At 40.1% G+C, this 12,816-nt stretch carries 13 protein-coding genes; 12 read left to right on the top strand and 1 reads right to left on the bottom strand.

Annotation, left to right across the window (positions count from 1 at the left end; genetic code table 11):
- Positions 1–164: 164 nt before the first annotated feature.
- The gene (locus tag E0E32_RS14290; RefSeq protein WP_066193971.1) at positions 165–881 is read left to right on the top strand and encodes a DUF6612 family protein; all 717 of its coding nucleotides are present in this window, start codon (positions 165–167) and stop codon (positions 879–881) included.
- 249 nt (positions 882–1,130) lie between these two features.
- On the opposite strand, the gene E0E32_RS14285 is transcribed toward E0E32_RS14290, so the two are convergent.
- Positions 1,131–1,358 carry a DUF1128 domain-containing protein gene (locus E0E32_RS14285; protein ID WP_066193968.1) on the bottom strand — a complete coding sequence of 76 codons (228 nt, stop codon included), beginning with the start codon at positions 1,356–1,358 and terminating at the stop codon, positions 1,131–1,133.
- Between the two features lie 138 nt (positions 1,359–1,496).
- On the opposite strand from E0E32_RS14285, the gene smc reads away from it, so the two are divergent.
- The 11 genes from smc to lepB all read left to right on the top strand — a co-directional run bounded on the left by smc (position 1,497) and on the right by lepB (position 12,795).
- On the top strand, positions 1,497–5,063 hold the full coding sequence (smc, locus tag E0E32_RS14280) for a chromosome segregation protein SMC (RefSeq protein WP_066193965.1): 3,567 nt from the start codon (positions 1,497–1,499) through the stop codon (positions 5,061–5,063).
- A gap of 18 nt (positions 5,064–5,081) precedes the next feature.
- On the top strand, positions 5,082–6,080 hold the full coding sequence (gene ftsY, locus E0E32_RS14275) for a signal recognition particle-docking protein FtsY (protein WP_130860020.1): 999 nt from the start codon (positions 5,082–5,084) through the stop codon (positions 6,078–6,080).
- 77 nt (positions 6,081–6,157) lie between these two features.
- On the top strand, positions 6,158–6,484 hold the full coding sequence (locus tag E0E32_RS14270; protein ID WP_066193959.1) for a putative DNA-binding protein: 327 nt from the start codon (positions 6,158–6,160) through the stop codon (positions 6,482–6,484).
- Positions 6,485–6,495: 11 nt separating this feature from the next.
- Positions 6,496–7,857 (top strand): signal recognition particle protein, encoded by a 1,362-nt coding sequence (gene ffh, locus E0E32_RS14265; protein ID WP_066193956.1) that lies wholly within the window; start codon positions 6,496–6,498, stop codon positions 7,855–7,857.
- Positions 7,858–7,935: 78 nt separating this feature from the next.
- The gene (gene rpsP / locus E0E32_RS14260) at positions 7,936–8,208 is read left to right on the top strand and encodes a 30S ribosomal protein S16 (protein WP_130860019.1); all 273 of its coding nucleotides are present in this window, start codon (positions 7,936–7,938) and stop codon (positions 8,206–8,208) included.
- Positions 8,209–8,222: 14 nt separating this feature from the next.
- Positions 8,223–8,453: a KH domain-containing protein gene (locus tag E0E32_RS14255; RefSeq protein WP_066193951.1), complete on the top strand. Its 231-nt coding sequence runs from the start codon at positions 8,223–8,225 to the stop codon at positions 8,451–8,453.
- A 1,296-nt stretch (positions 8,454–9,749) separates the two neighbouring features.
- On the top strand, positions 9,750–10,136 hold the full coding sequence (locus tag E0E32_RS14250; protein ID WP_130860018.1) for a YlqD family protein: 387 nt from the start codon (positions 9,750–9,752) through the stop codon (positions 10,134–10,136).
- A 19-nt stretch (positions 10,137–10,155) separates the two neighbouring features.
- Positions 10,156–10,668: a ribosome maturation factor RimM gene (gene rimM, locus E0E32_RS14245; protein ID WP_066193946.1), complete on the top strand. Its 513-nt coding sequence runs from the start codon at positions 10,156–10,158 to the stop codon at positions 10,666–10,668.
- Positions 10,665–11,390 carry a tRNA (guanosine(37)-N1)-methyltransferase TrmD gene (gene trmD, locus E0E32_RS14240; protein WP_066193943.1) on the top strand — a complete coding sequence of 242 codons (726 nt, stop codon included), beginning with the start codon at positions 10,665–10,667 and terminating at the stop codon, positions 11,388–11,390. The genes rimM and trmD overlap by 4 nt, the downstream gene beginning before the upstream one ends.
- A gap of 272 nt (positions 11,391–11,662) precedes the next feature.
- Complete coding sequence (gene rplS / locus E0E32_RS14235; RefSeq protein ID WP_066193940.1) at positions 11,663–12,007, top strand: 50S ribosomal protein L19; 345 nt, start codon at positions 11,663–11,665, stop codon at positions 12,005–12,007.
- A 236-nt stretch (positions 12,008–12,243) separates the two neighbouring features.
- Positions 12,244–12,795 (top strand): signal peptidase I, encoded by a 552-nt coding sequence (lepB, locus tag E0E32_RS14230; protein ID WP_066193937.1) that lies wholly within the window; start codon positions 12,244–12,246, stop codon positions 12,793–12,795.
- Positions 12,796–12,816 lie beyond the last annotated feature (21 nt).

The following is a 12,816-nucleotide window of genomic DNA, read 5'->3' as shown; positions in this document are numbered from 1 at the left end:
CTATGAAGCCCCATGCTAAGTCAGAAATCGGTTGCCCTTCAGAAAAGAAGAGCGCCTTTTCTGTGTACGAATTCACTTCCAATAGAAAGAAAAGGATGGGTATTAATTACCCATCCTTTTACTGGAATATATCTGGAATTAATATACAGCGAGGAGGAAGTGGAGTGAAGAAATTATTTATCGTTTTTATGATTGGAATTATCTTTGTTATTACCGCCTGTTCTGGTAATGAAAGTAAGCAAGAAGTATTGGAAAAGGCGCTGCAATCACCGGATCAGGTAGAGAGTTATTTTGCGGATTTTGGTATCGATATTGATATAAAGTCTGATATAGCAAATGACAGCTCTACTATGAATGGGCAAGTAACCTTGATAGAAGACCCCATCGCAATTCATCAGCTTTTTAGTTCTAAGCAGGAGGGTACAGAAACTAGTACCGAAATTTATCGTGTGCAAGATGAGGCGTTTGTCAAGCAAGGTGAAGGAGCATGGACGGAACAGCCGGTAACTTCTGAAATGGCCAATTTTGAACCTGATTATGAAACAGTGGTTTCGGTATTGGAAAATGTAGAAGAGCTTGTGGAATTTGATAATAGCGGCGACACCTATCAAATTAGTTATAGTGGTTTTGATCAATCGATATATGATGCTTTTGAGGGACCGTTTAGTGTTCAATTAACCGGCTTTCGTGTCGACGAAGATGTAACGCTGGAACTGGTTATTGATATTCATCAACAGGATCATTATATTGAAAATCTGGATTATACGATTTTTGCAGAAAGCGGCAACAATGAATTGGAGATGAATATTTCATTGGAATATGATCAAGTAAATGAAATAGAAGATATCGAGATTCCAGAAGAAGTTCAAACGGGTATTTAGTAAAACGGGAATATTCTGCAAAAATGTCATTCAGTACTCAAGAATAACCGTGTGATTGTCATCGCGTTTTGGTATGTGAACCACTGTCGTTTCTTTCCTCAAAAGAATCAAATGTTTATCGTCAAAGTTCGCGATGACAACCGTCATGTCTGAAATAGCGTTTCAGCTGCACGGCATGTAAAGCAAGACCGATTATTCTTAACACATATAACCATCAAGTAAGTCAGAAAAATGTCTATGTCTAATGACTTAGGAAGATTTGCGATAATTCTTTAATTCGTCAATAAAGGCATGCGTTTCAGCTACCGTTAACTGGCCTTTCTGTTTTAACAAATCATATAATTCTTTCAATTCCGCATAATTCTCCAAATGATAGTCATCAGGGTTCATGATCGAATCATTCACCACTTGTAACATTTTACCCATTTCGCGAATGATATACGTCAAATTTTCCTGTGTTTGTTCTTCTAAACTCATGTCTTTACACTCCTAATGTCATATTTAATAAAACTTTCTTCTCTAACTCTAGTCTTTATGATAAAATAAATGAATTGAAAAGCAAAGTGTTAATTAAATTTTTTTCAAATAGATGATTTTGAAATAGGGGTTTTATATATGTACCTAAAACAACTAGATACCGTTGGATTTAAGTCCTTCGCCGAACGATGCAAAGTGGATTTTGTACCCGGTGTAACAGCCGTAGTCGGACCAAATGGCAGCGGTAAAAGTAATATAACAGACGCCATTCGTTGGGTATTGGGTGAACAATCAGCCAAATCGTTACGTGGTGCCAAGATGGAGGATATTATCTTTCAAGGCAGTGAAACACGTAAACAGTTAAATGTGGCTGAAGTGACTCTTATCTTAGATAACTCAGATAATCGTTTACCAGTAGATTACCATGAGGTAAGCGTTACGAGAAAAGTTTACCGTTCAGGTGAGAGTGAATTTTTGATTAACAAACAGCCATGCCGATTAAAGGATATCACCGAACTATTTATGGATTCGGGATTAGGCAGGGAAGCCTTCTCTATTATTAGCCAGGGTAAGGTGGAGGAGATACTCAGCTCAAAATCCGAAGAACGGCGTGTCATATTCGAAGAGGCAGCAGGAGTTCTCAAATATAAAAACAGAAAAAAACAAGCCGAGTATAAATTAGCGGAAACACAAGAAAATCTAAATCGAGTGGAAGACATTATTTATGAAATTAACGGGCAACTAGAGCCGTTGGAACAGCAAGCAGCGATTGCCAAAGAGTATGTGGCGCAAAAAGAACGTTTAACTAATGTGGAAGTGGGGCTCTTAGTCAAAGAAATTGATGTGTTGAACCAAGAAATGAATGAATCGCAGCAGAAACTGCGACAGCAAAAACAACAACATCAGGATAAACAAGCCTGGATAGATAAGCAGGAACTGGAAGTGGAAGCATCCAAACGACAAATACAAGAGATGGATGATGAGATTAATCGCCTACATGAATCTTTGCTTATTCTTACACAGGAACTAGAAAACCTGGAAGGAAACAAGAAAATTTTTCATGAACGACTGCAACATTTTTCAGAAAATAAGGAGAAATTGGAGCAAGAAATTACCAGTAGTCAACAAAAAGAACAGGCATTGGCAGATCAGTTAGAAACGGAAACGCAGCAGTTAACGCAATACAAACAAGATCAGAGTCTGTTTACGAAACAACGTAAAGAAATGGAGCAGGAATTATACAAAGGAAAGAACACCTTGGAGCAAGATATTGAATCAATGAAGGCGGATTACATCGAACTGTTAAACGAACAGGCCGCCAAAAGAAACGAAAAAGGATCTATTCAGCAGCAACTGGAAAAAATGGAAGGAAAGCAAAGCCTGGAATCTTCGAAATGGGAAAAGTTAGATGAAGAGCGGCTGTCTCTACAAAAAAGAGTAGCAGAGGCTGAGAAAAGTTATCAACAGGAGGAAGAAGCTTTACAAAAGCTGCAAACTGCCTGTGCCACAACAGACCGCAAGATTATCAGCGAAAATCAATTATTAGAAGATATGCAGCAAAAACTATACAAGGGTTACCAAATGGTCGAAAACTTAAAATCTAAAAAAGAAATGCTGGAGGATCTCAAAGAAGATTTTCAAGGGTTTTATTTTGGAGTGAAGGAAGTATTAAAGGCACGTGACCAGCAGCAACTTACTGGCATCCATGGGGCCATTCCTGAACTGGTTTCATTTGAAGAACAGTATGTGGAAGCAATGGAAACGGCATTAGGGGCTCAAGCTCAGCATGTTGTGGTGGATACAGAGCAATCTGCCCGGTCAGCGATTGGCTGGTTAAAGAAAACCAATAAAGGGCGTGCTACCTTTTTACCAATGGAATCAATGAGAGGGAAGCAGATTCCCCATACCGTCCAGCAAACCTTAAAGCAGCAAGATGAATTTGTTGGAATTGCGGTTGATTTGGTGCAATGTGATCCAATCTACCAGTCTGTTATGCAAGCACTTTTAGGCAATGTCGTGGTCGCTAGCTCACTCAAGGCTGCCAATAAACTAGCACAAGTAACGGGTCGTAAATACCGAATTGTAACATTAGACGGTGATGTCGTGAATCCAGGTGGTTCGATGTCAGGTGGAGCTAAAAAGAAGAATAAGCAATCCTTATTTACCAGAGATCGCGAATTAAAGACGTTGACCACAAAGTATGAAGAATACCAAACTCGCGTTCAAGACTATGAGCAGCAAATTCAGGCACAAAAATCTAGCTTGGATGAATTAAAACAAGAACGGGAGGATTTGGAAGGACAAGTAAATCACCTGCAAGACAAGGTACAGACAAGCAAAAACAATTTTACAGAAGGCAAGCTTTCCTTAGATCATCTTAATAACCAATTATCCATGTACGATCAGGATAAGCTTCAGCAGGAAAGGGATCGTTCCCAATTAGAAACACAATCCGCCGCTATAGAGCAAGAGCTTGTTCGTTTAGAGCAGGAAATCAAAGACCTAAACAGTCAAATTGAACAGGCGACCGAGCAACATAAAAATTTTGCAGCAAAGGAACAAGAATTGCAGCAACAGCTTCATGATTTGGAGATCAAACAAGCTGAACGAAGAAGCCAGCTTGCTAATCAAAGCGAAAAGGTTGAATATACAAAGGCCGAATGGACGGATGTAAAGGAAACAATCAAGCAAAAGCAGCAACAGTTACAGCAATTGATCGACGTAAAAGATAGCCAACAAACCGAGGAAGAAATCGACCATAACATAAAAGAAAAACGCACAGAAAAAGATGCCTTGCAAGAAAAGGTACAACAGATTCGAACAGACAGAACCAAAACGCAGGAGCACACGCAAATTTTAGAGGAATCCTTGAAACAGGCAAAACGGGAAGAAAGCATGTTGCAACAAGAGATGCAGCAAGAGGAAATGCAATATAACCGTAAGGACATCGATTTAGAACATCGATTGCAAAGGTTGGAAACAGAGTATCAATTGACATTTGAAAAAGCCAAAGCGGATTATTCACAGCCAGATGATATGGAGCAGGCCAAACAGCAAGTGAAATTAATCAAAAAATCAATGGATGAACTGGGTGTCGTTAACATTGGTGCCATTGAAGAATATGATCGCATTAAAGAACGCCATGAATTTTTGACGACACAACAGACCGATTTGGTGAATGCCAAACGGACGCTTTACGAGATCATTGCTGAAATGGATGAAGAAATGTCAAGCCGATTTGATGAAACTTTCTCACAAATCAAAGAGCAATTTAGCATCGTATTCCAGCGCTTATTTGGTGGTGGACATGCTGAATTAAAGCTCACCGATCCCAAGCAATTATTAGAAACAGGTGTAGATATTATTGCACAGCCGCCTGGTAAGAAACTGCAGCAGCTCGGTCTACTATCGGGAGGAGAACGAGCTTTGACGGCTATCGCCCTGCTTTTCGCTATTCTGCGGGTAAGGCCTGTACCATTTTGTGTATTGGATGAGGTAGAGGCCGCCTTAGATGAAGCAAACGTGGCTCGCTTTGCTCAATATTTAAAAAATTACAGTAAACATACCCAGTTTATCGTGATTACCCACCGCAAAGGTACGATGGAAGAGTCAGATGTTCTATACGGGGTAACGATGCAAGAATCAGGTGTATCACGTCTGGTTTCGGTTAAACTGGAGGAAGCACCTGAATTACTGGAAGCATAAGTTGAAGGGGGAATTAGTTTGAGCTTTTTGAAAAAGTGGAAGGAAAAATTCACATCAAAGGAACAACAAGAGGAAGTTTCCGATAAGTATAAAGAAGGATTGACCAAAACACGCAAAAGTTTTTCCGAAAAAATTAACGACTTGGTAGCTCGCTATCGAAAAGTAGATGAAGAATTCTTCGAGGATTTAGAAGAAATTCTTATTGCAGCGGATGTCGGTGTGACGACGGTGATGGATTTAATCGAGGAGCTAGAGATGGAAGTCAAAAGACGTAATATTAAGGATACCTCGGAAGTTAAAGGTGTCATCTCTGAAAAGCTAGTGGATATTTACCAAGGTGAAGGAGACAGTGAAGATGATACCTCACTAAATATACAGCAAGATGAATTAACCGTGATTTTATTCGTCGGTGTCAATGGTGTTGGTAAAACAACGACCATTGGTAAGCTCGCTCATCAACTGAAAGAAGAAGGGAAAGAGGTGCTCTTAACAGCAGGTGATACCTTTCGAGCGGGAGCTATCGAGCAATTAAGCGAATGGGGGAACCGTGTAGGAGTGGATGTGATTAAACATAGTGAGGGCAGTGATCCCGCAGCTGTGATTTATGACGGTATCCGTGCGGCAAAATCCCGTGGTGTCGACGTTTTGTTATGTGATACAGCCGGCCGTTTACAGAACAAGGTCAACTTAATGAATGAATTGTCTAAGGTCAAGCGTGTCATCGAACGGGAGATACCGAACGCTCCACATGAAGTCTTATTGGTATTAGACGCGACCACAGGGCAGAATGCGTTAAGCCAAGCAAAGACATTTGCCGAGGCTACCGATGTATCTGGTATTGTATTGACGAAACTGGATGGTACGGCCAAGGGTGGAATTGTACTGGCGATTCGAAATGAATTAGGTACACCGGTAAAATTAGTCGGGCTAGGAGAGAAGATGACAGACTTGGAGACTTTTGATCCCCATGCCTTTGTCTACGGATTGTTCGCAGATTTACTGGAGGAAGAAGAGTAGCCCTATAGCTTGACAATCATGATAAGGAATAGGTAGACTGAAGTGTAAAGGTATTTTACTTAACGAGGTGTCCTTCTATGTTAGAGAAAACAACAAGGATGAACGCTCTATATGATTTTTATCAAAAGTTGTTAACACAAAAACAACGAAATTATATGGAAATGTATTATTTAGAAGACTTTTCATTAGGGGAAATCTCCGAAAGTTCCAATGTATCTCGACAAGCCATCTATGATAATATACGACGTACAGAGCAGATGCTGGAGAATTATGAGGAGAAACTTGGGCTGTATCAGAAATTTCAAGATCGTCAGACACTGCTAAAGGAAATATTGGAGTTAGCGGACCAACAGCATAATGTAACATTGAAAAAAAAGCTAGAACAGATCAATGATATGGAATAGGGGGCGACATTATGGCATTTGAAGGCTTAGCCGACCGCCTGCAGAGTACCATTCAGAAAATCAAGGGTAAAGGGAAGGTAAATGAGCAAGATGTCAAGGAAATGACCAGAGAAGTTCGTCTTGCTTTATTAGAGGCAGACGTTAACTTTAAGGTAGTGAAAGATTTTATCAAAAAAGTAAAAGAACGGGCTGTTGGTCAAGAAGTAATGGAAAGCTTGACACCAGGACAGCAGGTTATTAAAGTAGTCAAGGAAGAACTCACCAATCTAATGGGTGGTGACGAGAGTAAAATTGCCGTTGCGGATCGGCCGCCTACGGTGATTATGATGGTAGGTTTGCAAGGGGCAGGTAAAACGACTACCACTGGTAAATTGGCCAATCTGTTACGTAAGAAATATAATCGCAAACCATTATTAGTTGCCGCCGACGTCTATCGTCCTGCAGCAATTGATCAATTAGAAACTTTAGGCAAGCAGTTAAGTATGCCTGTTTATTCGGAAGGTACCGATGCTAATCCAGTTGATATTGCGAATAAGGCAATGGATTATGCCAAGCAAGAACATCTTGATTATGTTTTAATCGATACAGCAGGTCGCTTGCATGTGGATAATGATTTGATGGATGAATTGATCCAGATTAAGCAGAATGTCAATCCCAACGAGGTATTCTTGGTGGTCGATTCGATGACTGGGCAAGATGCCGTCAATGTAGCAGAGAGTTTTAATGAGCAGCTTGATGTTACAGGTGTCGTACTGACCAAGCTGGATGGTGATACGCGCGGTGGTGCCGCTCTTTCCATTAAAGCAGTGACAGATAAACCCATTAAGTTCGCTGGTATGGGAGAGAAGCTAGATCAAATAGAAGTTTTCCATCCAGAACGAATGGCTTCCCGTATCCTTGGAATGGGAGATGTCCTGTCTTTAATCGAGAAGGCGCAGGAGAACGTCGATGAGAAACAAGCGAAGGAACTAGAGCAGAAAATGCGCTCTGCCTCGTTTACATTTGATGACTTTTTAGATCAAATGAGTCAAGTGAAAAACATGGGACCACTAGATGAACTGATTGATATGATCCCTGGTGCTAATAAAATGAAGGGATTAAAGAATGTCGATTTTGATGAGAAACAGATTTCCCATGTAGAGGCAATTATTCAATCGATGACCGCCCAAGAACGGCAAGATCCAAGTGTAATTAATGCTGGGAGAAGGAAGCGTATTGCCAAAGGTTCTGGCCGTTCTGTTTCCGAGGTCAACCGTTTGTTAAAACAGTTTGATGAGATGAAGAAAATGATGAAGCAGATGACCAATACCCAGCCAGGAAAGAAAGGGAAAAAGAACAAAAAAATGAAGGGATTAAATTTTCCATTCATGTAAGGTAAAAACCCTTTACAGACAAAAAATAATCTGTTACAATTCTATCTTGTGTAAGAATTTTATTTGGAGGTGTTAATAATGGCAGTAAAAATTCGTTTAAGACGTATGGGATCAAAAAGAAATCCATTCTATCGTATCGTTGTAGCGGACTCTCGCTCTCCACGTGATGGACGTATTATCGAGCAGATTGGCACATATAATCCGGTAGCAAATCCGACCGAAGTGAAATTAGATGAAGACAAAGCAATTGATTGGATGGCTAATGGCGCGAAACCAAGTGATACAGTACGTAACATTTTTTCCACTGAAGGCATCATGAAAAAATTCCACGAATCAAAAATCCAATCATAAAGTGATGTGATTCGATGAAAAAATTGATTGAAACAATTGTAGAACCGTTAGTGGATCATCCGGATGACATTGTTGTGACGGAGCAGGAAGAAGAAAGCAAGATTGTTTATCATCTTCAAGTGAACGAGCAGGATGTTGGAAAGGTGATCGGCAAGAATGGTCGCATTGCCAAATCAATTCGTACGGTTGTTTATGCAGCTGGTATGAAATCTAATAACAAAAAGATATTTTTGGATATTATGTAAGAGGGAACCTGCACAAAATGGTCCCTCTTTTCTTTTGCGGTTGAAAGCCCGTTTGTTGGCTGACTGACGTTTCTTGATTGGAAGAAAAACGGATTCATTGCTTGCGCTTTGGTAAAGAGACATGCTATTCTTTTACTAGTACATTCACTGCCAATAAGGTGAGTTATGTGAAATAGCTAGATCGTTTATTCCGTGTGGTAAAGTTGGTTGTTTGTCTGTGTTAGGAAATGCTCAAAAAATGTCTCATGGATCAAACGATAAGTTCAACTTATATAGATCCCTTGTCTAGCTATAAGCGTCAAAAACTAGACAACTTCCTGACAGCGCCCTACGATAAAGAAGACTTGCTGATTGGCGAAGACAGAAGCTTAGTCGCCCTTTCATCGGCTAAAATCGGTCACGTCCTGTGACCAACGCCGATACTTGAACGTCCTGTTCATCGTGCCCTTGGGCGAAAGTCATCATCCGTTCGCAAGCTCACGGTGATTCCTTTATCTTCGTTGCTTTGGTCCAGTTGTTACGTTTTTAACCGACGCTTTCCGCTTTTCTTACAGGAGTCAAAACGGTCGGTCTTCGCTAGTAGAGGATTGTCTATATTGGTGCCGCTGTTCATCTGGTGGGTGTAAGAAAGATTCGCTAAACAAAGACCTAGTATGTCCTCATCAACTTAGAAAAAAGATATATGTATTATAGCTGGACCATGTCCATTTTTTCAATATAAAAGATAATATGCTTTCTGTAGTTGGAAGCCGTGCTATTGATCACGTAACATTGCCGTTATAATGGAAATCATTCCATCAAACATGTACAGCATATGAACGATTGTGTAACCAAGAAAAAAAGCTACCATTTCGTTCCATACGAACAAGCTGCTCCTTCTCACATACAGTGTAGCACTATATTTCAGCGTAGGCCAACCATGTAGACTCCTATGGGAACAGGGCGAGCTGAAGATCCACTTGAAAAGCGGTTTTCTTTTCAAGTTAGCTGAAGCCGTCCCCATGGAAAGCGTAATGGTTGGCCAGAGCGGTTATGCGCAAGCAAGAGTTCAACGTCATGACAAAGAATGAAGGATTACTTAACCAAAAAACAAGCACTATAATGATGAAGCCGTTTTATCCTAGAATGGCAAAATATTCACATTTATTCTTAAGTGCGAAAGTTGAAATTGTAAGGTTATTTCGCACCATCCATTTTATTGGAACGGTTAGTCAGAAGTGGTGCTAAAGTTGTTATACTTTATTACCTTATTGATCCCCGCTCATTTTTTCATCACTAAGAGAAAGGCGGAAAAAGATGAAAATTATAAAAAAAATCGCAGTGAGAAAAGTAGTAACCGACCAAAGCAAAGAACAGCTAGAAGAAGAATATCAATTCAAAATTTTTAAACTGGAACAAGAATGTGATCAGCTGAAGTTTGAACAGAAGAAATTAGAACAGCAATCGACAGGCAACAAAGATGAGATAGCTGCCAAATTTAAGAAACGAATCGACAGTCGAAAAGACCACATTAAGTGGTATCAATATAAATTAGAACAATTGGATAGTCTGCCATTAGACAGTGAAGTGGAAGATGGTGAGATCGAAGCCTTGATCGATATCGAAGAAGGCATGAGCTGGCACGAGCTTAATGAACAGAAATCAATCACCGTCAAAGATGGTATTATTATAAAAATTACATAAATAGGTGGTTACAGTAAAAATGGAGTATGTTAGAGTAGGGAAAATCATTAATACGCATGGAATAAAAGGCGAAGTAAAGGTATTGCGCATAACCGATTTTGAAGAGCGGTTTGAGCAAGGCAATGTCCTTTGGATCCAAACAGAGGGACAGGATACCATGCAGCAAGTTACCATTGATGGGCATCGCAACCACAAAAACTTTGATTTATTACATTTTAAAGGTTGGGATAATATTAATGATGTGGAACGTCTAAAAAATGCGCTATTAGTCATCGATAAAGCACAACTAGGTGATTTAGCAGAAAATGAATTTTACTATCACGAAATTATCGGCTGTAAAGTCCATACCACAGATGAGGTGTATATTGGTAAAGTAACGGAGATACTTTCGCCAGGAGCTAATGATGTATGGGTTGTTTCCGGACAAGGCAAGCAGCATTTGATCCCTTATATTGAAGAGGTAGTTAAACAAGTCAATGTGGAAGAGCAGGAAATCATCATCGAACCAATGGAAGGGTTATTAAGCCAATGAGAATCGATGTTTTATCTTTATTTCCAGAGATGTTTGAAGGTGTGTTCCAATCGTCTATTTTAAAAAGAGCTCAAGAATTAGAAGCCTTTCACTATCAGATTACTAATTTTCGTGATTTCACTGATAATAAACATCATAAGGTAGATGATTATCCTTATGGTGGCGGTGCTGGTATGGTATTAAAGCCACAACCTGTTTTTGATGCGGTCCAGCAACTAGAGAAAACAACGGCTACACCAAGAGTCATCCTGATGTGTCCTCAAGGTGAGCCGTATACCCAAGCAAAGGCAGAAGAATTGGCGAAAGAAGAGCAGCTTATTTTCATTTGCGGTCATTATGAAGGGTATGATGAGCGGATACGTACGGAACTTGTAACTGATGAGATTTCAATTGGTGACTATGTGCTCACTGGCGGTGAGCTTGGTGCGATGGTTGTGATCGATAGTGTAATCCGTTTGCTCCCAGGTGTGCTAGGTAACGATGATTCGGCCATGCAAGATTCGTTCTCCACGGGGTTACTAGAACACCCTCATTATACCAGACCGGCGGATTTTCGTGGTTTGAAAGTTCCTGATGTATTACTCTCTGGTAACCATGCCCATATTGAAGAATGGCGCCGGAAAGAAGCGTTAAAGCGAACCTTTTTACGACGGAGAGATTTATTAACAGATGTTGCCTTAACCGAACAGGAACGTGTCTGGTTAGAGGAATGGAAAGAGTGAAAACAAGCAGTCAGTTCTCCCATTAATTTGCTTATCATGTTGAACGTATGAGATGCTTGAAAAAGCTTTATCATAGTCACAAAGGTCCAAGTGCACTTTTAAGCCTTTTAAAAACCCTACTGTTTAAAAACAAAACCATGAAAAATAGTTGAAATATCTTATAGGATGTGCTATATTGATAGTTGTGCTTAAGTGAACGCTTAAGGTAATAAACGGTGCTCCGCTGGCGTATTTTGAACGTTAAGAACATTGGTTGGAAGGAGTGTGAGAGAATGCAACAATTAATCGAAGAAATTACTAAAGAACAGTTGAAAACTGATTTACCAAAGTTCCGTGCTGGTGATACCGTAAAGGTGCACGTAAAGGTTGTCGAAGGTAACCGTGAGCGTATCCAGGTATTCGAAGGTGTAGTCATTAAACGTCAGAACGGCGGAATCAGTGAAACATTTACAGTGCGTAAGATTTCTTACGGTGTAGGGGTGGAACGGACATTCCCAGTGCATTCACCACGGATTGATAAAATTGAAGTAAGCCGTCGTGGTAAAGTTCGTCGTGCTAAGCTTTATTATCTACGTAAATTACGTGGTAAAGCTGCGCGTATTAAAGAAATTCGTTAATTCGCTATGATGTAAAAGGAGCTTGAGTAGTCAGGCTCCTTTTTATCAATTAAAAGGGTAAATTTTAGAAGTGCGTGTTCAACTGGGTAAACTTTTCATAAACTAATATAACTATACGGAACAAACAAAATAGCTCCATATATATGTTGGCGGTAGCTATTCATTACGATGCTCCTTCAAATGGTAAGCTGGAGATGAATTTAGCGCTGTGGCTGTGATAAAAGGAAGGAATCTTCATGTCGAAAAAAAAGCAGGACTGGGTTGACTGGGTGAAAACAATCGTCATAACTATTATCGTTGTTTTTATAGTGCGATTGTTTGTTGCCGTACCGATCGTAGTAGATGGGCCATCCATGCTTCCTACATTAATAGATAAAGATCGCCTGATTGTCAATAAGATAGGGTTAATGTTTAGTGACCCCGATCGTTTTGATGTGGTGGTTTTCCATGCTACTGCAAGGGAAGACTATATTAAACGAGTAATTGGATTGCCAGGTGATTCGATTGCTTATCAAGATGATCAATTATATATCAATGATGAGCCTGTTGCAGAACCGTTTATTGCGCAGGAAGTTGCGGATGAACAATTTAACTATACAACAAACTTTACGATGCAAGACATACCAGGGAATGAAGAGGTAGTGCCCGACGGTCATGTCTTTGTGTTAGGAGATAATAGGCCAGATTCTACCGATAGCAGACATATCGGTTTTGTACCAATCGATCAAATAGAAGGTGTCGCCAGTCTCACCTATTGGCCGTTAGATAATATCGGTCTGGTACGATAATTGGAAAGGATAGAGGTGTGA

It is taken from the genome of Gracilibacillus phocaeensis (assembly GCF_900626275.1).
Classification (GTDB): Bacteria; Bacillota; Bacilli; order Bacillales; family Amphibacillaceae; genus Gracilibacillus; species Gracilibacillus timonensis.
This window is presented reverse-complemented; position numbering and strand designations above follow the sequence as displayed.